Source organism: Slackia faecicanis (assembly GCF_003725295.1).
GTDB classification, from domain to species: domain Bacteria; phylum Actinomycetota; class Coriobacteriia; order Coriobacteriales; family Eggerthellaceae; genus Slackia; species Slackia faecicanis.
On record NZ_QICB01000001.1, the window covers coordinates 284,246 to 302,681 of the forward strand.

Here is an 18,436-nt window from a genome sequence, read left to right on the forward strand (position 1 = left end):
CTCGTTTTTTTCGAAAGCGGGCCCGAGGCCGCAGCGGAACGAATCTGCGGCGCGGCGCCCTGGCGCACGGCCCTCGATTCGGCCGAGAAAAACAAAAAGACCAGGGCAAATGCCCTGGTCTGTGAGTTCTGGTCGGGTTGACAGGATTTGAACCTGCGACCCCTTGACCCCCAGTCAAGTGCGCTACCAAACTGCGCCACAACCCGTTGCGTTTTCGTTTCGTTTTTTTCGTTTCCCTCAAACGCAAGACGGTATATTACGCTTGATACGGTACTTTGGCAAGCACTTTTTCAAACTTTTTTGAAAAATATTCGCCCGATTTCGAAAATACCTGGTCATGATACATATATCGGATATCGCTTCCTGCCCTGCCTGCGCGCGGGCAACCGGCCATTTCCTGAACGCGAGCCCGGCGCGGCCCCATGTTCGTCATGTCCATCCTCTTCCGCAATCCGAAACACAGCGAATCGGGCTTCTCGAAACGAAAGCCGCGTTCGATCGAACGCGGCTTCCTCCCGTATCGTCTATTCCATTTCGGCCTGCTCGTCGTACCAGCGCGACACCTCGAATGCGCCGCCGAGGTTGCGATGGATGAAGCCGCTGCCCGTCAAGGCCGCGAAGGTTCCGACGCGCTCGTTCGGCGTGGCCAGAATGGGCTGCAGGCCGAGACGCTGCATCAGCTCGATGGCCTGGACGGTACGCTCGCTGTCGACCACCTCGAACGCCTCGTCGATTAGCACCGTGCGCAGCGTATTGCCGTCAAGGCCCTGCTTCTTCGTGCGGCATCGATGCGCCATCGACGCGAACAGCACCACGTAGAACGGCAGCATCTGCTCGCCGCCCGAGCTGCCGCCCAGACCGGCCTTCAGCGACACTTCGCTTCCATCGGGGCGCACTTCCTTCATATCGAAGCTCAGGTAGCTCTTATAGTCGAGAAGCGCGCGCTTGCGAGCAAGCGCCTCGTTGCGCTGTTGCTCGGTCTCGGCGCAGCGGCTGTCCCTGATCGTGTCGAAGAAGCCGTCGATCACGGCGCCGTGTTTCGCATGGAACGCGTCATCCCACAGGCCGCCCAGAGCATTGTCGAAATCGGGGTCCATGATCATGTCGTAGTACGGCGCGTAATCGGGGTTCTTCGACCAATCGAAGCGATACCTGATATCGCCGAACGGGCATTCGGCCAGATAGGCGTTCGTTTCGCGGATGGTCTTCCTGACGTCGACGATGCCGTTGCGCAAGGCGCCCACGATAGCCGTCGTGAAGCCCTCTTTGGTTTCGGCCTCCATGCGCTCGAACAGCACCCTGCGCTCGGGAATGACGTTCGTCTCCAAAGCGCTCCACTCGCGCTCCCACGCCTCGTTGCCGCGATCGGCTTCGTCGACCTGTTCCGCCGACACAGCGGACGCGTGTTCGCGGCGATACGCCACAAGCGCATTCCAGCATTCCCTGCTTGCCGACGCCTTAACGCGGGATTGCTCCTCCAGGTCTTTGAACGGCCTTGCCATGCATTCCTGGCGGGCGGCCTCTTCGAGACGATCATCCTCCAAGGCCGCATTCGCCACCTCGGTCTTCGCGAAATCCACCTCGCATCGCTCGCGACGGCTCGCCGCGTTTTTCGCACGACGGTCGGCATCGCCCAGGGCACGCTGGCATTGCGCCGACTCGGCACGCACCAGCTCGACTTCGTCTTTCAAGGCGCGCACCGACTCCATGACGGCCGCAGACTCGCCCGACCCCGAAGCGGCAAGGGCCGCGCGCATGCCTTCGGCCTCGGCGCGCGCCGAGGCCAGCCTGCCGTAGTCATCGACCATCGAAGCGATGCCACGGGCGAAACGCGATTCGCCGTCGGGACACGCCGCCTTGATGGCACGCAGCAGATCCTGGCGCGCCGAAAGGGCGCGGGCGAGCGTCTCGTTATCCTCGATCGCCTTCTCGGCCTCGCGAATCTCATCGGCACGGCGCGCTTCTTGGGCGGACGAGCCGACCATGAAGCGAATGCGATCGCGCGAAGGAAGGGCATACACGGCGAATCCGCGATAGCATTCCCCATCGGCCGTGACCGCCGATCTGCCCGGATTGTCCTTGATGAACGCCAGCAGGCTCTCCCTGTCGGCGCAGCACGAAATATCGCCGAGCGCCCAGTCGATATACGCTTCGGCGGCTTTCGCGAATCGGCCCTCGGAAGCGACCGTTTTGGCGGCCAGCGACCCTTCGACGCGACGCGCCTTCTCCATGTGCTTCAGGATGCCCGGCGTGTCGATAAGCCGCACGCTTTTGCGGCCGCGGTACGACCCGTAGGCGCGAAACGCACGCGCGAACGAATCGGGCGCCACCAGAAGGTCGGTGCGCTTGCGTCCGAGCATGCCTTCGACCGCGGCACGCCATACCTGCTCGCCGGGGGCGATGTCGATCGCGTCGCAGATGCATACCGCTTCGACGCCCGCCTCGTCGCGCAAATACTCGATCAGCGCATCCGCATCGGCGTCGCGCACCGCCTCGCCCGCCTCGGCGGCCGCCTTCCGACGCATCGCTTCCATCTGACGATCGGACGCCTCGCGATGCGCGTCGCGCGCCTTCAGCTCCTCGCTCTGCGCTTCCCTATACGCCTCGGTGGCAAGCCCGACAAGACGGTCGAGAGCATCGGGGCCTTCTTCGAGCAGGCCGACGCCGCGCTCGACGGCGGCCTCCAGGGCTTCCTCGAGACGCAGCACCGAATCGGCGCAGGAAAGCTGCTCGAATTCGGCGGCGCGACGCGCGGCGCGCAACGCCGCCGAATCGTCGGCAAGCGCGGCGAAATCGTCGCCGAAGCGATCCATATAACGCTTCGCCTCGGCGTCGATGCGGTCGATGTCTTTCGCAAGGCGGCCGCGCTCGCGCTGCACGTCATCGTTTTTGACCAGGTCCCACTTCGCCTGGCGTTCGCTGTCCAGGCTGTCGGCACGCGCTTCCAGAACCGCGATGCGCGCATTGAGCTGCGCGCGTTCGGCCTCGATGTCGCCCTCTTCTTTGCGCAGCGCGTCGATTTCGCCCGCAAGGTCGGCGCGCTGCCTCAGCACGCGTGCGCGCATGAAGACATCGCGCTCGTCCACAGAGGCCTGCCACGCGGCGAAGCGCTCGCGTTCCTGGGCGATCGCGGCTTGGCGCTCGATCGCGCGGTCGAGGTCTTCGCGGCACTGCTGCCAGCTGTCGATGTTGCTGTTCATGTCGTCGGCGGTCGTCACGCTGCGTCCGTCGCACAGGTAGCGATAGATGAAATCCTCGATGCGCGTGTCCTTGCCGATGGCCACGAGGTTTTTCAGCGCGCCGAAATATCCGGGGTCGCTGAATCCCATGCGCGCGAGAAAGCCCTTGTTGTATTCGGAGGTCGATTCGCACAGATGCAGATTCGAGATGACGCCCTCGTCTTCGAGATGCTTCAGGTGCAGCTTGGTATCGCGCACGCTGAGCGCCTCGCCGTCTTCCACGAAACGGTTCTCGGGAAGCCCGCCCTCGTAGAAATAATAGTTAGGCACCAGGTTGCCCGCGCCGAGGCGGCTGCGGTAATCGCAGCACATGCCGAAAGTCACTTCGGCGCCGCGCAAAGAGTCCCAGAACACGGCCACGATATGGGTCGTGAAATCCATGCCTTCGCGCACGCCCTTCTGAGACGAGCCCTTGCGCCTGCCCACCACGTATTCGGCGAAATTGCGCGTGTCGGCGCTGTGCGATTTCGACGCCTGGTTATAGTTCGACCGCCTGGTGCTGCCCAGCAAAACGGTGAGGAACGCATCGAAAGCCGTCGATTTGCCCGACCCGTTCGCGCCCGCGAACACCGAACCGTCGATGCTGAACGGCTCGTACAGCTTCATCTGATGAAGCGACCAGTTCACCACGAGCAGCTTGCGCGCGTAGATTCCCGCCTGCACGCCCTTATTCGCCATCGTCATCCCCCGCATCGTCGTCGGTCGCATCGGTCGCGGCATCCGTTCCGTCAAGCGCCGCCGCATAGCGCTTCTCATACGCGTCGATCGTCGCGCGATCGGCGACATGCGCGATCGCAGGCTGGATCGCGAACTCCACATCGAGGTCGGACCAACGGCCGCGCTTGCGCAAAACGAGGCCCGCGCGCTCGAAGCGAGCCATGATGCGCCTGACTTCGGCCACGGAAGGTTCTTTGTCGAATGCGCGATACGTGACGCACAAAAGGCCGAGCAGCTCGTTTATGTCGGAATCGACCGTCGCGAAACGGCCCATTTCGGAGCGCTTGTTCTCGTAAGTCACGGCCAGGCCGAACAAAAACAGCGTTTCGGCGCGGTCGAGGCGCTCGTAGCGGATGCCCGTATCGTCCTGCGGGGCGCAGATGTAGAAATCGCCCTGCGGATCGAGGTCGAGGTCGTATCCCACGGCATCGAGGCGCGCACGCACCTCGTCTTCGTGGTCGGCGCAGAACATGAATTCGGGCGAAACGTCTTTCGTCCGTTCGCCTTCCTGCGAAACCCACTTCATCTTGCACAGATAACGGCGCGCGATCAGCGCCGCGCAGACGGCTTTGACCTTCTTTTCCGTTTCCATTTGATAGAACCGCTTCATCGCGAAGCCCTTCCCACGAATCGGACGCGCGCGATGTTCTGCCCGCCCGACATTACTCGATCGTTATCGTCGACCTGCGGCACGACGTAGGCCGAATCCTTCGAATCGGCCGCCAGCACGTACAGCATCTGCTGAACGCGGTCGGCTCGGCTCGAAAGCGGCAGCGACGAGCCGTCCACCTCGCTCGCACGCGCCACCATAGCGCGCATGCGCCTTCCCGCGCGCGCCAAGGCGCTTTCCGACACGGCGTCGTCGCGTCGGACCGTCGCCATGTCGCCCTGGTCGGCGATCCTGACGCGATTCATCTTCTCGGCGTCGTCTTGCGCCCGAAACGCCGAAAGGCACGAATCGTCGAAAGGACCCTTGTCGGGCAGGGAAAGCGTCGCCTGCATGGCCTCGAGGGCATGCGCCGCACGCGCTTCGTCGCTTTGCGATATCTGCATGATCGCCCGCTCGTAAGCGGCGGCCATGGTGGACGACCCGCCCAAAAGCATGCGGTGCTTCTTCGACATTTCCGACGTGACGCGCTTTTCGAGAGAAAGCGCGTATTCCCACGCATCCCTGATTCTGACCGCATAGGTGTAGCGCACGTCTTGGATGAACTCGAACGGCCGCGAAAGGCCCTCGGGCATGCCGGGCAGGCGCGACGCCTCGCGCACCAAAGCCATCAGTTCGGAATCGACGCTCCATGCATCGAGCATGCGCACGATGACGTCGCCGTTGCGGTCGAAGCCGTCTTCGATGCGCAGCGGCTGCATGATCGAATCGAACAGGCCCCGCTCGTAATCGTCCATGACGAGCTGCAGGTCGTGCTGGGTGCGGCAGCCCGCGATGCGCATGGACGTGAGTTTGAATTCGTGGCATGTGCGGCGGATGCGCGCATTGAGCGCCTCCGAGCGCTCGCGCGCGTTCTTCAACGCCTCGCACAGCTCGCGGCCCACGACGCCCCTGACCACCGCATCGTCGATATCGCGGCCGTCGGTTCGAGCGCGTTCCAACCCGTCGTGGGCATGCTCCAGGCTTGCGCGCACGTTGAGCACGCACGACGTGGAGTCGACATGCGAACGGCGCGCGTCGGCGGCCACGAATTCGGCCAGGCGGCTTGCCTGGTCTCCCACGACGAGCGTGGTTTTCAGCGTTCCTTCGACGGAGTCTTTGAACAGCTCGAACCATCCCGTCTCGTACAGACGCCGAAGCACGATGCGGGCGCGCGACAGCGGGCTTTCTTCCTCGGGGGATTCGTCCTCTTCCACGGCGAAATTCTCGTCGAGGAATTCGTCGCGCCCGCCGAGCAAGCCGCCTACGAGATAGTTCTCGAAACGCGTCGCCAACGTGTCGACGAAATCGTCTTTGGTGATCCATCGCTTGGAGCAATGCAGGTCCCAAAGCACGATGATGCCGTGAACGTAGAATTCGCGTTTCGGCGACGAAAGCACGGCGTACAGGCGCCGCTGCGCCTCGCCGTCGCGGCGCAGCGCGAAAGGCTGCAGCCGCATGTCGTCATCCATCGACACGATAGACCTCCTTCGTCCTTCGCGAAACAACAAGCCGGAACGCTCCGAACGCGCGCACGAACAGCGGCCTTTTCGGCCTACGCCGCCGAAAGCCGCCCATCACGGCGACGGCCGCCGCGAAACGATTCCAGTCTATCGGCAGGCTTCGCAGCCGCAAGCGAAACGGCCGCTGGATACGGAACGCATCGAAGCGCTCCAGGATATCGAAACACGACTCGCCGGCCGATAAGCCCGCTTAGTAGAAATTGGGCTTGTATCAATAATGTTTCTGTATGCCCATAAGATACCTGACCTGCGGTTTTGTACGGCGATAAGTCCAAGAAATGCACGAAATTCACCGTTTCGCGTCAAGTTAGGATATCGCCGGGATATTTCGAGGCCAAAAGAGCCGCCCGACCAAGCGGATGGCTCAGCCCCAACGAGCGCGACCTGCTAGCGCATCTCGACGCGCAGCCCAACAAGGCCGGCCACATCAAGGCACTGATACGCGCCGACATGGAGCGCGGCGAATAGCAGCCGAAGATGCCGCGCTCCTGGCACGGTTCGCAGAAAGGTCGCCCGCGTGGCGGCCTTTTGCGTTTCATGGGAGAAAATACCAGGTCGATGCGGAGAAATATTCAGCATCCACTCACATTGCTATGGCACTTGCCCTATGATATAGACATCGAGTTAAGGAAGGAGGTGATGAAAAGCGGAAGGGTTCTTGACGAATCTCGCAGTGGCTGCGAAGGGCGCGGTGGTAACGGTTCTCGTCGAAATGGCCGTCGGGATTCTAAAAGAAAAGACCTCCCGCAAGCACGGAAAGCATGAAAGGAGGTCCTAGCAGCAAAGGTGGAGCCGTTGGCGCGGCTTCCCCGCCGACTTCGATTATAAGACAGGAGAAGCCGTATGAAAACGATTCTTATAGCCGTAGCCGCATCGCTGGCGACGATAACCGTGATGAGGTTCATACGCTGCAAGAAAGGAGAATAGCCATGGTCACCGACGCCCAGAAGAAGGCCACCAACGCATACCGCGCCGCCAACGTGAAGAACGTCACCGTGAAGTTCTTCCCCGCCGACCGCGAGGTCTACGACTGGATGCGCGAGAACGGCTACAGCGGCGCGTGGGTGCGCGAGCTGATACGCCGCGAATACGAGCGCGCGAAAGGCGAATAGCCCGCATCCGGGCATGAAAAAACAGGGGGGCGCCGAAGCGCCCCCCTGTGCTGCGCGTTGAAGCAGTTGCCGCTGCCTCCGTAGGTGTATCCCCGGACGTCTGCGGGCGATGCCATGTCCTCCCTTTTCGCTCCTATTCCGAACGCGGCGAGGATACCCGCGCGCAGCCGCCCTGTTCGGGTTGGCGAGGGCGGGCGCGTCCGCCTGCTCGAATGAACGGCCCTGCGTAAGCTCATCCCACTTGGCCGACTTGAACTCGTCGGCTGTCACCGATTCGGGCTTGGTCGGCACGGCCCCTCCTTTCGGGCATGAAAAAGCCGCTCCTATTGGAACGGCTAGAAAAAATGGCGAACGCCATCTGTCAGTCGGCGACGTATTCCACGAAATCGCATGTAAGCAATTCATCGTAACGGTCCATGGACGATTTGCCGTCGAGCTTCGGCGCATTAAGGAGCTCTTCAAGCGATGGGTAGCGGGCCGAAAGCTGCTTTATGCCGACGCCCGTGCGCATTCCCAAGGCGTTTATGAAGAAGAATTCGCGGCGCTTTCGCTTTTTGTCGAACTTCTGGTCGATCATGTAATCCTGGCCGTTGTATGTGAACAGCTTTTCATCGTATTCCTGCATGATCGCGCTTACGAAATCCTCCTTGTCGAAATCGCCGTAATGCTTGACAAGCCTGCCCATTATCCCGCACCCCCTCTGAATCGCACGTACCGCCTAACCGAATAAGCCGCATTGCGCTCGCTTCTGCTCATTTTCCTGGGATCGCCGCGCAGCAGATTCCCCTCGTCATCATAGCTGATGCCGTGGGCGTGTATGCCCATTCCTTTATGGTCCTGATAATCTACCTGCTTGTACGCCTTGCCGTCAGAGCCGATGTACGAAAGAGAGTGGAGCTTGCCCGTATCCTTGTCCACCGTCGCGTAAACACGCCCTGGAATCATCGACTCGACGGGGGCCTTCTTCGCTCTGCCTTCTCTTGGGGCAACTATCTTGACTCTTCCGAGGGGCGCCATCGCCGACGCGTATTCGTCGCCGTAAACGTTGGCTTTGCCGTTGAGCTTGTAGAAGCCGCTCGACGCCACGCGACCTCCCATCTAGACCTTCTTCCCCGTCTTCCAGTCGTACCCGCGCTTCTTGAGGGCGCGCGGCCTGCGTCGACTCGTTGTCCTCGTGGCCCCTGGCGGCCTTCATCATCTGCTCGACGGCGGTAGGCCGCCTCAGCTCGCCGCCAGCGACCTTGCGGGCATACTCGGCGCGGGCCGACTCCCGCCTTGCCTGGCACTCTTTCCCCGCGGCGGCCGCCTCCTTCTCGAACCTCCTGTGCTGCCTCTCGGTCATGCCGTACGGCCGCTGGAGGCCATGGGCGGCGCGAGGCCATCGACGCTAAAATCATCAACTAGTACGGAAAAGTTCCGCACAATTAAGAAAAGAAGTCTCGACGAAAGGAGAAAGACATGCCCGCCCTGACGGAAAAACAGGAAAAACAATGCCGCATGGACGTCCGGCTCACGCAATCGCAAAGAGACGCTTACGAGCGCGCGGCGGCGCTGAAAGGCCAGAGCCTCACCCAATGGGCCACTACGCACCTCGACAAAAACGCCCGTTTCGATATCGACACGGCCACGACGACCTTTCTTTCCCCCGAAGCTTTCGACTCGTTCTGCGCGATGCTCGAGGCTCCTATGCCGGAAGCCATGCAAGAGCTCCTCGCCCGCAAGGCGGTCTGGGAATGACGAATTTCACCAAGCCCGTACAGCTCGATCCAGGAATATGATTGCCGGGATTTCTCCTTCCCGCAGCCCGCCCTGCCGCGACCCTGTTCCATGCGGCCCGCTCCCCGCACCTCCGATCGGGCCGCCATGAACCCCCTTTCCTCCTCTCGGAAATGGGGATCCCACGGACGGGAAAAGGGCCTTGCGCCCCGCTTTCAGGAGCGTATAATGAAGACATCCTTTCGAAGACCTCGAGCGTTTTTAAAACGTCCGGTCTCGACCCTCTCCGGGCCTTGCCTTGATTCTCCGGAGGGGTACGGAAAGCCCCGGCGCCTTTCGAGGAGCCGGGGCTTTTCCATTCCCTGAGCGAAAAACGCGCGCTGCGGATCCGAGGGTTGCGTTTCGGGTTATGTTTCAAAAAAGTGTGTCCCGCCGGATCATTCACCGCCTGTAGTTCGTGGGCATGTGGAACTCCTCCCAGACTATGCCGGCGCCGTATTCGTCCGCAGCCCCGCCCTGCCGCCCCGACTCCTCCGACGCGGCCGCGAACAGGCCGTCCACGTCGTCGTCCGTCGGCATGACGCCGAGGATCTCGGCGAGGCGGGAGGAATCGCCCTGGAAGTTCTTCACGAACTCCTGGTCGAGGGCGGCGTTGACGGCCGCCGCGTTGGTGGTGTTTGCGAGTACTGCCATTGTCTCTCCTATCGGTACAGGTCGATGTGCTCGGCGCGCGCCATGACGCGGGCGAGCGGGTCTTTGATCGCTTCGATGGACTCGGTCGTGATCGCGGGGGCCGCGTTCGCCCCGCCGTCCGTGACGGACGGGTAGAGGCTGCGGGCGGCGTAGGACACGGCGAGCTTGTCGGCGTTCGCGGCGATCGCGTCGGCGTCGTCGCCCGCCATCGCGGCGAGGATTTCGGCGTCGACGCCCTTCTCGGCGGCGATGCGCGACACCGCGAGCTGGCGGTTGGCCCCCGCGAGGTCGGCTTCGGCCTTGTCGGCGCGGGCCTTGGCCTCGTCCGCCGCCGCCTGGGCGTCTGCCTGCTGCTGCGCGAGCGCGTCGTACGCCCTGGCCTTCTCCGCGTTGGCCTTGCTGCGGCTCTCCCACTTGCGCGAGGTCTCGAGAAGCGCGTCGTACTTGGCCTGCAGCGCGTCGTAATCGCGCTCCGTGGCGTTCTGCTCCGTCTCCGCCGCCTCGGTGGCGGCGGTGGTGGCGTCCTCGGCCATATGGCCCCCTTCCTGCGCCGTGCGGCGCGTCGTTTTCGCCCGTGCGGGCATGGAAAAGGCCGCCCGGAGGCGGCCCGTGTATGAAAAAGCCCCGTGCGGGGCTTGATTCCCGATAATGTGGTCGGGGCGGCGGGATTCGAACCCGCACGGACGATGCCCACGGCGTTCTGAGAGCCGCGCGTCTGCCTTTCCGCCACGCCCCGGTATGGTGTATAATCAAAGCGAGCTAATTAGTTCAGACAAACGCCGGAGGCCGCCCTGGTAATTGAGCCGGGGAAAGGAGCGCCGGCGTTTGCGATATATCGGCTATAATGAAAGCAGGCCCCCGATATCACCCATTGGTGATATCGGGGGCCTTACCTTATGAAGCGATAAAGCCCCGTCGAATCTATGATGTAGACCCGTCCGCGTCGAAAGCTCCTGCTTCTTCTCAGATGGCCGACAAGCTCATCGTCGTCAATCGCTCCTGCGGAATTGTCGAAGCATACGTATCTTGCATTCTTCTTTTTGCTTGTATTCTTCAAATAGCCGTTAATCGTGTTGTAGCTCGTCGCGCTTTCGAGCGTCTTGATCTCGTATCCGTTTTCGAAATCGGCGAGACCCACATGCTGGACGAAGCCCGTCAAGGGGTCGATGTAATCCGTTGAATCTTTTACGAAATTCGTTGCAACGCCGAACGCCCTAAGCCTATTTGCCGTAGCAATCTCTTGAGGACGCTCTTTGCGGGTTTCGTCTTCCAGACCAGTCGAATCAAACGTGATTTTGGGAATATCTCCCGTATGCAGCCAACGCCAGTCGCGCGTTTCGATTTCGCGCATGACCCTTGCGTTCTCGAAACGCCTGTAACGCTCCGAATCGTTGCCCCCCCCTTGTACTCGGCTCGCTCGGCCTTGGTCATCCGTTCCCACTCTGCGCGGAAATCCGAATCGCTCCTAGCCGTCTTCCGGCACTCGCTCCACCGCTCGTACATGCCGTCCGGGTCGTAGCCCTCTATCTGCTCGGACGCAGGCAGGCCCTTGAAGCCCGGCACGACGACGCAATCGCAGTGCTCGTGGAAGGCATGGGCATGTCCCGCCGTCTGCTCGCTTCGGTAGACGAACCCGCGCGAGCTGAGCATGAAGCAGAACGGGCACGTCTCGCGACCGCTCGGCACGCGGGCGTAGCGCAAGGTCGTTACGGTGGCAGTTGCGCTCCATGTTCTCGAAGGCGCTTCGCTTGATGTAGTAGCGGGTCAAGTCCGCGACATCGCGCCTGAACGCGTCGGTGTCGCCTTCGACGAGCTTGCGCGCGGCGTATCTCACGCCGTCGTCCACCATCTTCGCGGGTATCGCGTCTTCGATTCTCGCGTCGACGTCGATGCCGTGTTCGCGAACGGCTATCTCCTCGAACAGATCGAGCGCGAGTTCTGATGCCTGGTCTCCGAATGCGTGCAAAGCCGAATCCACCGCGTCTATCGCCTCTTCGCGCAATTCGGCGACCGATATGCCTGGGTTCTCTTCGACGATCGCGCGGATGAACTCGTCGACGAACAAGAACGCCGCCTGGCCGAGGTCGCCTAGCTCGGCGCGGTACCTATCGAGCCTCGCCTGCGATATCGCCATCGGTCACCTGCCGTTCACGCTGCGCTCTGCTCTGGATGAGCGCGGCCTGGGCCGAAGCGGCCGCCGCGCCCTGGGCCTGGCTGCGGCGCAGTTGGCTGCGGATGCTCTCCACCTCGGTGGGCGTGAAGCCCATGTTGGCCAGGAACTCGCGCGTCTGGGCGAAGCCGTCCATCACGCTCGCGACCTTGACCATCGCGTCGGCCGTGGCGGCGAGGCTGGGTCGCATCGGGTTCTTGAAGTTCGGCACGACGGACAGCTGCTCGTCGGTCAGGCCGTCCAGCGTCGTGTTGTTCCCCACGGCCACCGCCATGAGCGCGACGTTGCGCATGGCCTCGCGGTTGCTCTCGATGCAGTCCTCTGCGGCGATGCAGATGTCCTCGCGCTGGGCGGCGATGGCCTCGGCGCTCGCGGGGTTGTCCTGGACGATTCCCAGGGAGTTCAGCGGCACGCCCGTGGCCCCGCTGAAAAGCTTGGCGTAGGTCTGGATGCTGTCGATGTATGGCTGCGGCGACGCGCTCTGGATGCGCCTGTAGTCGGGCGACTGCCCGTTCTTGTCGCGCGTGCCCATGAACAGCGAGCCGACCATCACCGACCACTTGGCCTCGGACATGGCCTTGAACTGCTGGTCGGTCAGGCCGAGCAGCACGTCCTTGGGCGTGGCGTAGAGCGCGCCCGACGCGGCCATGTGCCGCATGGTGCGCTCAACCTCGTCCTCGTATCAAAGGAAATATGCTCGCTTAGTAGAACTCAGGCTTGAGCGAACGGTCGAACAGGGCGGCCGCGGCGACCTTCGGATCGACGCCTTCCCACAAGACGCTGCGGACCATGCTCGTGATGGGAAGCTCGACCTCGCGCGCATCCGCCAGAGCGCCGAGGGTCTTGCAGGCGAGCGCTCCTTCGACCACCATGTGGGTTTCGGCCTTGTACTGCTCGAGCGTCGTACCCTGGGCCATGCGATAACCGAACGTGCGATTGCGGGAATGCTCGCTCGTGCAGGTGGCGATCAGGTCGCCCACGCCGGCAAGGCCCAGACACGTCATGGCCGAACCGCCGCACGCCTCCACGAGCCTGCTCATTTCGGCCAAGCCGCGCGTCATGATGAGCGCGGCGGTGTTGTCGCCCATGCCGAAGCCGTACGCGGCGCCCACGGCGATCGCGATGACGTTTTTGAAGGCGGCACACACCTCGGCGCCCACGATATCGTCGCTGACGTAGGTTCGAAACGTCTCCGTGGCGAACAGGTCCTGGAAAAACAGCGCCGTATCGGCCCCGGACGACGCGATCACCGTTCCCGACGCGATTCCCTTGACCACCTCTTCGGCGTGGTTGGGGCCGGTCAGCGCGGCGATGCGGTCGCGTCCGCCCAGCTCTTCTTCGAAAATCTCGACCGGCAAAAAACCCGTTTCCGCCTCGACGCCCTTCGAGCAGATCGCGATCGGCGTATCGGGGCCGATGAACGGCGCGATGTCTCGCGCCGCTTGGCGCAGGATGGACGACGGCGTGACCACCACGACGGCTTGGGCTTCCGCCAGCGCGCGTTCGTGGCTCGACGTGGCGCTCACGTTGCCGCCGAGCACCGCATCCGTCAGATAGCGCGGATTGCGATGATTGTCATTGATGCCCGCGCACACTTCTTCCTTGCGCGCCCACAGCACCGCATCGTGGCCCGCCGTGGCAAGCACGTTGGCAAGCGCCGTTCCCCACGAACCGGCTCCGATAACCGCAACCTTCATGACAGCTCCCTTCATCGCGCACAAGGCGCGCTCTTGCGTCGCTGGATTCCAGCGCCTCGGCCCGACGAGCGCGGCCGGGACGGCATTCCGACGCGACAACGACGAAAGCGCCCCTTGCGAGGCGCTTTCCTTCGAACAGGCTTCGCGTTAAGCCTGGCGTTTCTTCGCGCCGATGCGCGATTCGGTTCCTGCCGCCAAACGCTTGATGTTGGCGCGATGGGCCCACACCACGGTGGCGCCCGTCAGGCCGTACAGCACGATAGCCGGCCACTGCCCCCAATACAGGAAGCAGGCGATGGCCGGACACAGCGCCGCCGAGGCGATCGAGCCCACGGACACGTAGCGCGTGATCAGCACGAGCGGCGCGAAAATGCAGAAGACCTCGATAAAGGCCCCCAGCGGGCCGAAGGTCATGCACAGCGCGCCGATGGCGACCGCGATGCCCTTGCCGCCGCGAAAGCCCAGCCACGGGCTGAAAATGTGGCCCAGCGTACAGCCCGCCGTGGCGATGGCGCCCATCAAAACGGATCCGATCGACGCATCGGAGGCCAGCAGGTTCATGGCGGCAAGGCCCAAAGCGCCCGAAACAAGGCCCTTGCCGAAGTCGAGCAGAAACACGGCGACGCCGCCCGCCTTGCCCATCGTGCGCATGGCATTGGTGGTGCCGATATTGCCCGACCCGTGCTCGCGGATGTCGGTGTGGTACACGACCTTGGAAATGATCAGGCCCCAAGGAATCGAGCCCAGCAAAAACGATACGGCGAAAACGCCGAGAGCGACCGCTACATCAGGCATGACGAACTAATCCTTCTTCTTAAACTTGAAGCGGATGGGCGTGCCCGAAAGATCGAACGCCTGACGCAGACGGTTCTCGAGGAATCGCTGATAATTGTCGTTGATCAGCTCGGGGTGGTTCACGAAGAACGTGAACTCGGGCGGGCAGGTGCGCGTCTGGGTGACGTACTTCATCTTGAGCACCTTCTTGCCCTGAGACACCGTGTGGCCGAATTCGCGGATATGCTGCAGCCATGCGTTGAGCTTGCTCGTCGAAACCTGAGAGGAGTAGTTCTCGTAAGCCGCGTCGACCGCCTCCCAGATGCGGGAAACGCCCTTGCCCGTCAGCGCGGAAATGCTGATGACAGGCGCATAGCCCACGAACATCAGGCGGTCGCCGATGGTCTCGCGCAGCTCGTCGAGCACCTCGCCGCTTTCCACGATGTCGCGCTTGTTCATGAGGACGATCATGGCGCAACCGCGCTCGGCGGCGAAGCCTGCGACGCGCTGGTCCTGGTCGGTCAGGCCGATCGTCGCGTCGATGACCAGGATGGCCACGTCGGCGCGGTCGATCGCGCGCATGGCGCGCACGAAGCTGTAGTATTCGACGTCCTCGTCGATCTTGCTCTTCTTGCGCAGGCCTGCCGTATCGACGATCATGTAGAACTTGCCGTCATGCTCGACCGTGGTGTCGACGGCGTCGCGCGTCGTACCCGCCACGTCGCTGACGATGGCGCGCTCGCGGCCGATCAGCTTGTTGGTCAGCGAGCTCTTGCCCGCGTTCGGGCGGCCGATGATCGCGATGTTGATCGAATCGACGTCTTCCTCTTCTTCCACCGGGATGTCTTTGATGTAGCCGACGACCTCGTCGAGCAAATCGCCCGTGCCGTGGCCGTGGATCGAAGAGATGGGCCAGGGATCGCCCAGACCCAGGCTGTAGAACTCCCACAGGCCGTCTTCTTTGCCAGGGGCGTCCATCTTATTGACGGCGAGCACCACGGGCTTGCCGCTGCGCTTCAGAATGCGCGCGACCTCGAGGTCGTCGGGCGCAGCGCCCGTGCGACCGTCGACCAGGAACACCACGGCGTCGGCTTCCTGCGTGGCCATGACGGCCTGGTTGCGGATGGATTCCTGGAAGGCGTCGTCGTTGCCCATTTCGATGCCGCCGGTATCGATCAGCGTGAAATGCACGCCGTTCCAGTCGGCCTCGTGATAAGAACGGTCGCGCGTCACGCCGCGCATCTCATGCACGATGGCGTCTTGTCCGCCCACGATGCGGTTGACGAACGTGGATTTGCCGACGTTCGGCCGTCCGACGACGGCGACGATAGGTAGTGCCATAATCATTTCCTTCTTATATATCCGTGCGCGAACGCGCACCGTCCGAATTCGCGAGAACGCTAGCCCGCTACCAGTTCCTCGATCTGCTCGATGAACTCGGGCACGCTACAGGATACCACGGTCACGGGAAGGCCCGCGGTGTCGCGAATATCATCCACGGTCATATCATCGAGCGTGTAGCCGTCGGCGTTGAACATGATGCGCGGCAGCACCACGAAATCATGCGCCGATACGCCGCGTATGGCATGCGCCACATCACAGCCGCACAAAAGGCCCGTCACGTCGACGTTTCCGCCGAAGTACTCGTTTTTCACGATCAGAGGGATCAGCCGTCCCGCAAGCGGGCTTTCGTCCATCATGGCCGCCATGCAGTCGCGCTGCGCCGCGCCGAGGACGTAGTAGACGTGCGCGTCGTATTCCTCGAGCGCGCCCGCCAGGCGCTCGATCGCGTCGGCCGATTCGTCCCACTCCATCATCTGGCTTCTGACGATGCCGATCCCGTCCTCGAACATGGAGAAGTCTCCGTAATTCGACGCCGGCGGAATATGGGCGAGCACATCGCCCGGATAGGCGTTGCAGTAGAACTCGTCGGCCAGATGAACCCACGGATGGCCGCGGTCTTCCAAAGCGTAGCGCTGGAAGGGCTCGACCGCCTCGACCACCGCGCGCGCGTCGTCGGGCTCGTCGAAGCTTTTCTCGAAGCGCGTCTGGTGCTTGGTGAATCCGAGCGGCACGATGCCGACGTTTTCGATGCCAGGATGCGTATATGCCCACGCAAGCGTCTTCTTCAGCTCGTCGCCGTCGTTGATCCCGGGAACGAGCACGATCTGGGCATGCACCTCGATGCCGCCTTCGAGCAGGCGCTCGAGCATCTTCACCCCGTGCGGGGCGTGCTTGCCGATCATCTTCTTGCGCAGCTCGGGCGTGATCGCGTGCAGCGAAACGCGCAGCGGAGAGACCTGGCGCTCGACGATGAGCTCGGCGTCTTCTTCGCTCAGGTTGGTCAGCGTGACGAAATTTCCCTGCAGAAAGCTCAGGCGCCAGTCGTCGTCGCGCAGCACCAGCGTGTCGCGCGATTCCTCGGGAAGCTGGCGCATGAAGCAGAACACGCAGGCGTTGCGGCATGTGCGAATGCCGTCGAACACCGCGCCGTCGAACGTGATGCCCCAGTTCTCGCCCTCTTCGCGTTCCAGGACCACCGTGCCGCTTTCGCCGTCGAGGTCGATGTAGGAAAGCCCGATTTCGTCATCGGCGCTGTACCACTGCCAGTCGATCACGTCGCGCAACGGATGGCCGTCGACCGCGCAGATCTTGCAGCCGGGCTCGAATCCCGCATCGTAGGCGGGCGAATCCTCTTCGACCTCGAGGATCACCGCGGCGGTTCGCGCCGGATCGCCGGGATACTCCCGCACGCCGGCGCAGGCTTTGCATTCCATTGATGCTCCTATCGAAAAAGGGGCGGCCCGCATGAGGCCGCCCTCTGAGGTACGTATGTCGTTACCAGCCGAAATACGCCGTGGGATTGACCGCCGTGCCCGTGACTCCGTTCGGGGAATTCACGTTGATCTGGAAATGCAGATGGGCGCCGGTGGAAAAGCCCGTATTGCCGGAAACCATGATCTGCTGGCCCGCCGAGACCTTCTGGCCCACGCTGACCAGAAGCTGGCTGCCGTGCAGATACCAGCTCACGATGCCGCCGCCGTGATTGACCGTGACGGCCTGGCCGCCCGTGCCGAACCAGCCGGACGTGGTGACCGTTCCGTCGGCCATGCAATAGACCGGCTCGTACTTGCAGCTCAGATCGACGCCCTGATGGTAGTCGCCGATAGAGGCGCGGTATCCGAAGCCGCTGGTGATGAATTTGCCGGGAGCGGGGTTCACCCAGCCCGACACGCTCGGCGAAGGCGTCGTGGAAACGGATCCGCCGCCGGACGGACGAGGGGCCGACGGACGCGATGCGGCGGCCGCCTGCTGTTTGGCCAGCGCTTCCTCGGCCGCCTTCTTGGCGGCCTCTTCCTTCTCGCGCGCGGCGTCGGCGTCCATGCGGATCTGCTCGATTTCGGCATGGATGGCGATGATGTCTTCGCTCATGCGGTCGTATTCCGCCTGCAGCGAAGCCTGGGCGCTTTCGAGCTCTTCCTTGGCAGCGCGGGCCTTCGAAAGCTCCTCGGCCGCGATCTGTTCCTGCCTGGAGAACTCTTCGCGAGCCGCCTCGGCCTCGGCCTTGGCGTCTTTGCTCTCCTGGACCAGTCTGGCGTCCTGCTGGCCGATCTTTTCCATGGAATCCCAGTTGGTCACGAAGTCTTCGAACGACTCGGAGCCGAACAGCACGTCGATGAACGACGGCTCGCCCTTGCGATAGATCGCGGTGGCGCGGTTGCTCAGCTGCTCATGGAGCTCGGCGATGCGCACGGTGGCCTCGTCGATACGGCCCTGCGCCTCGTCCATGGCCTCGACGGCCGCATCATGGGCGTCGTTGGCCGCGTTATAGCGCTCGAGCGCTTCGTTGAACTGCGCCTGAAGGGCTTCGAGCTTAGCAGCCATTTCGTCGGCCTGGGCCTGCTTCTCGGCGACGGAGGCCTCGAGGTCGTCGGCCTTGGCATTCAATTCGTCGGATTCGGCGGCGTAGGCGAGCCACGGGAACAGCATCATGGCTCCGGCGGCGCCGGCTGCTTTAAGGAAATTACGGCGCGTCCAGCCGTGCAACTGAGAGCTTGTTTCGGTCATAGTGTGATCGCTCCTGATCTGTCGAACATTGCCGAGCAATGTCTTTGAACCCTACGATGATACCGGTACCGACGCGCCCGC

At 62.8% G+C, this 18,436-nt stretch carries 18 protein-coding genes, 2 tRNA genes and 1 pseudogene; 3 read left to right on the forward strand and 18 right to left on the reverse strand.

The window, feature by feature from the left end:
- Nucleotides 1–129: 129 nt before the first annotated feature.
- The 5 genes from DMP07_RS01270 to DMP07_RS01285 form a co-directional block, all read right to left on the reverse strand.
- Nucleotides 130–206 (reverse strand) — tRNA-Pro (locus DMP07_RS01270).
- A 50-nt stretch (nucleotides 207–256) separates the two neighbouring features.
- On the reverse strand, nucleotides 257–439 hold the full coding sequence (locus DMP07_RS08740) for a hypothetical protein (RefSeq protein ID WP_211324472.1): 183 nt from the start codon (nucleotides 437–439) through the stop codon (nucleotides 257–259).
- Nucleotides 440–524: 85 nt separating this feature from the next.
- Nucleotides 525–3,923, reverse strand: coding sequence for an SbcC/MukB-like Walker B domain-containing protein (locus DMP07_RS01275; RefSeq protein ID WP_211324473.1), 3,399 nt, complete (start codon nucleotides 3,921–3,923; stop codon nucleotides 525–527).
- On the reverse strand, nucleotides 3,907–4,548 hold the full coding sequence (locus DMP07_RS01280; RefSeq protein WP_211324474.1) for a DUF4194 domain-containing protein: 642 nt from the start codon (nucleotides 4,546–4,548) through the stop codon (nucleotides 3,907–3,909). Before DMP07_RS01280 ends, DMP07_RS01275 begins: the two co-directional genes overlap by 17 nt.
- Nucleotides 4,549–4,562: 14 nt before the next feature.
- A complete protein-coding gene (locus DMP07_RS01285) occupies nucleotides 4,563–6,074 on the reverse strand; it encodes a Wadjet anti-phage system protein JetA family protein (RefSeq protein ID WP_123197345.1) in 1,512 nt (503 codons plus the stop codon).
- Between DMP07_RS01285 and DMP07_RS08675 the strand changes: the two genes are divergently transcribed.
- Together DMP07_RS08675 and DMP07_RS01295 are read left to right on the forward strand one after the other, a co-directional pair.
- The gene (locus DMP07_RS08675) at nucleotides 6,061–6,309 is read left to right on the forward strand and encodes a hypothetical protein (RefSeq protein WP_148039620.1); all 249 of its coding nucleotides are present in this window, start codon (nucleotides 6,061–6,063) and stop codon (nucleotides 6,307–6,309) included. The two genes, DMP07_RS01285 and DMP07_RS08675, sit on opposite strands and share 14 nt — an antisense overlap.
- 745 nt (nucleotides 6,310–7,054) lie before the next feature.
- Nucleotides 7,055–7,237, forward strand: coding sequence for a hypothetical protein (locus tag DMP07_RS01295; protein ID WP_123197347.1), 183 nt, complete (start codon nucleotides 7,055–7,057; stop codon nucleotides 7,235–7,237).
- A 361-nt stretch (nucleotides 7,238–7,598) separates the two neighbouring features.
- Here the strand turns inward: DMP07_RS01295 and DMP07_RS01300 are convergent, their stop codons facing one another.
- Together DMP07_RS01300 and DMP07_RS01305 are read right to left on the reverse strand one after the other, a co-directional pair.
- Nucleotides 7,599–7,922, reverse strand: a complete 324-nt coding sequence (locus DMP07_RS01300; RefSeq protein ID WP_123197348.1) for a hypothetical protein — start codon at nucleotides 7,920–7,922, stop codon at nucleotides 7,599–7,601.
- Nucleotides 7,922–8,335: a hypothetical protein gene (locus tag DMP07_RS01305; RefSeq protein ID WP_123197349.1), complete on the reverse strand. Its 414-nt coding sequence runs from the start codon at nucleotides 8,333–8,335 to the stop codon at nucleotides 7,922–7,924. Before DMP07_RS01305 ends, DMP07_RS01300 begins: the two co-directional genes overlap by 1 nt.
- Nucleotides 8,336–8,695: 360 nt before the next feature.
- Between DMP07_RS01305 and DMP07_RS01310 the strand changes: the two genes are divergently transcribed.
- Complete coding sequence (locus DMP07_RS01310; RefSeq protein ID WP_123197350.1) at nucleotides 8,696–8,974, forward strand: type II toxin-antitoxin system TacA family antitoxin; 279 nt, start codon at nucleotides 8,696–8,698, stop codon at nucleotides 8,972–8,974.
- 420 nt (nucleotides 8,975–9,394) lie between these two features.
- Here the strand turns inward: DMP07_RS01310 and DMP07_RS01315 are convergent, their stop codons facing one another.
- The 11 genes and pseudogenes from DMP07_RS01315 to DMP07_RS01365 all read right to left on the reverse strand — a co-directional run bounded on the left by DMP07_RS01315 (nucleotide 9,395) and on the right by DMP07_RS01365 (nucleotide 18,355).
- Complete coding sequence (locus DMP07_RS01315) at nucleotides 9,395–9,646, reverse strand: hypothetical protein (RefSeq protein WP_123197351.1); 252 nt, start codon at nucleotides 9,644–9,646, stop codon at nucleotides 9,395–9,397.
- 8 nt (nucleotides 9,647–9,654) lie between these two features.
- Nucleotides 9,655–10,179 carry a hypothetical protein gene (locus DMP07_RS01320; protein ID WP_123197352.1) on the reverse strand — a complete coding sequence of 175 codons (525 nt, stop codon included), beginning with the start codon at nucleotides 10,177–10,179 and terminating at the stop codon, nucleotides 9,655–9,657.
- A gap of 118 nt (nucleotides 10,180–10,297) precedes the next feature.
- Nucleotides 10,298–10,382 (reverse strand) — tRNA-Leu (locus tag DMP07_RS01325).
- A 153-nt stretch (nucleotides 10,383–10,535) separates the two neighbouring features.
- Nucleotides 10,536–10,997: a hypothetical protein gene (locus DMP07_RS01330; protein WP_123197353.1), complete on the reverse strand. Its 462-nt coding sequence runs from the start codon at nucleotides 10,995–10,997 to the stop codon at nucleotides 10,536–10,538.
- A 188-nt stretch (nucleotides 10,998–11,185) separates the two neighbouring features.
- Nucleotides 11,186–11,780, reverse strand: a pseudogene (locus DMP07_RS01335) (VG15 protein); the annotation flags it as partial.
- Nucleotides 11,752–12,474 (reverse strand): phage portal protein, encoded by a 723-nt coding sequence (locus tag DMP07_RS01340; protein WP_123197355.1) that lies wholly within the window; start codon nucleotides 12,472–12,474, stop codon nucleotides 11,752–11,754. The pseudogene DMP07_RS01335 and the gene DMP07_RS01340, both read right to left, overlap by 29 nt.
- A gap of 43 nt (nucleotides 12,475–12,517) precedes the next feature.
- Nucleotides 12,518–13,513, reverse strand: a complete 996-nt coding sequence (locus DMP07_RS01345; RefSeq protein WP_162843067.1) for an NAD(P)H-dependent glycerol-3-phosphate dehydrogenase — start codon at nucleotides 13,511–13,513, stop codon at nucleotides 12,518–12,520.
- 147 nt (nucleotides 13,514–13,660) lie between these two features.
- Nucleotides 13,661–14,308 carry a glycerol-3-phosphate 1-O-acyltransferase PlsY gene (gene plsY / locus DMP07_RS01350; protein ID WP_123197356.1) on the reverse strand — a complete coding sequence of 216 codons (648 nt, stop codon included), beginning with the start codon at nucleotides 14,306–14,308 and terminating at the stop codon, nucleotides 13,661–13,663.
- 6 nt (nucleotides 14,309–14,314) lie between these two features.
- Nucleotides 14,315–15,628 carry a ribosome biogenesis GTPase Der gene (gene der / locus DMP07_RS01355; RefSeq protein WP_123197357.1) on the reverse strand — a complete coding sequence of 438 codons (1,314 nt, stop codon included), beginning with the start codon at nucleotides 15,626–15,628 and terminating at the stop codon, nucleotides 14,315–14,317.
- Nucleotides 15,629–15,687: 59 nt separating this feature from the next.
- Nucleotides 15,688–17,064 carry a DUF512 domain-containing protein gene (locus tag DMP07_RS01360; RefSeq protein ID WP_123197358.1) on the reverse strand — a complete coding sequence of 459 codons (1,377 nt, stop codon included), beginning with the start codon at nucleotides 17,062–17,064 and terminating at the stop codon, nucleotides 15,688–15,690.
- 61 nt (nucleotides 17,065–17,125) lie between these two features.
- Entirely contained in the window at nucleotides 17,126–18,355 is a 1,230-nt protein-coding gene (locus DMP07_RS01365) for a murein hydrolase activator EnvC family protein (RefSeq protein WP_123197359.1), read from the reverse strand.
- Between the last annotated feature and the right edge of the window lie 81 nt (nucleotides 18,356–18,436).

Excerpts from the sequence above, each read along its gene's own strand:
- DMP07_RS08740 (WP_211324472.1), bottom strand. The coding sequence starts at position 439 with ATGGACATGACGAACATGGGGCCGCGCCGGGCTCGCGTTCAGGAAATG.
- DMP07_RS01275 (WP_211324473.1), bottom strand. The coding sequence starts at position 3,923 with ATGACGATGGCGAATAAGGGCGTGCAGGCGGGAATCTACGCGCGCAAG.
- DMP07_RS01280 (WP_211324474.1), bottom strand. The coding sequence starts at position 4,548 with ATGGAAACGGAAAAGAAGGTCAAAGCCGTCTGCGCGGCGCTGATCGCG.
- DMP07_RS08675 (WP_148039620.1), top strand. The coding sequence starts at position 6,061 with ATGTCGTCATCCATCGACACGATAGACCTCCTTCGTCCTTCGCGAAAC.
- DMP07_RS01285 (WP_123197345.1), bottom strand. The coding sequence starts at position 6,074 with ATGGATGACGACATGCGGCTGCAGCCTTTCGCGCTGCGCCGCGACGGC.
- DMP07_RS01295 (WP_123197347.1), top strand. The coding sequence starts at position 7,055 with ATGGTCACCGACGCCCAGAAGAAGGCCACCAACGCATACCGCGCCGCC.
- DMP07_RS01300 (WP_123197348.1), bottom strand. The coding sequence starts at position 7,922 with ATGGGCAGGCTTGTCAAGCATTACGGCGATTTCGACAAGGAGGATTTC.
- DMP07_RS01305 (WP_123197349.1), bottom strand. The coding sequence starts at position 8,335 with ATGGGAGGTCGCGTGGCGTCGAGCGGCTTCTACAAGCTCAACGGCAAA.
- DMP07_RS01310 (WP_123197350.1), top strand. The coding sequence starts at position 8,696 with ATGCCCGCCCTGACGGAAAAACAGGAAAAACAATGCCGCATGGACGTC.
- DMP07_RS01315 (WP_123197351.1), bottom strand. The coding sequence starts at position 9,646 with ATGGCAGTACTCGCAAACACCACCAACGCGGCGGCCGTCAACGCCGCC.
- DMP07_RS01320 (WP_123197352.1), bottom strand. The coding sequence starts at position 10,179 with ATGGCCGAGGACGCCACCACCGCCGCCACCGAGGCGGCGGAGACGGAG.
- DMP07_RS01330 (WP_123197353.1), bottom strand. The coding sequence starts at position 10,997 with ATGCGCGAAATCGAAACGCGCGACTGGCGTTGGCTGCATACGGGAGAT.
- DMP07_RS01340 (WP_123197355.1), bottom strand. The coding sequence starts at position 12,474 with ATGCGGCACATGGCCGCGTCGGGCGCGCTCTACGCCACGCCCAAGGAC.
- DMP07_RS01345 (WP_162843067.1), bottom strand. The coding sequence starts at position 13,513 with ATGAAGGTTGCGGTTATCGGAGCCGGTTCGTGGGGAACGGCGCTTGCC.
- plsY (WP_123197356.1), bottom strand. The coding sequence starts at position 14,308 with ATGCCTGATGTAGCGGTCGCTCTCGGCGTTTTCGCCGTATCGTTTTTG.
- der (WP_123197357.1), bottom strand. The coding sequence starts at position 15,628 with ATGGCACTACCTATCGTCGCCGTCGTCGGACGGCCGAACGTCGGCAAA.
- DMP07_RS01360 (WP_123197358.1), bottom strand. The coding sequence starts at position 17,064 with ATGGAATGCAAAGCCTGCGCCGGCGTGCGGGAGTATCCCGGCGATCCG.
- DMP07_RS01365 (WP_123197359.1), bottom strand. The coding sequence starts at position 18,355 with ATGACCGAAACAAGCTCTCAGTTGCACGGCTGGACGCGCCGTAATTTC.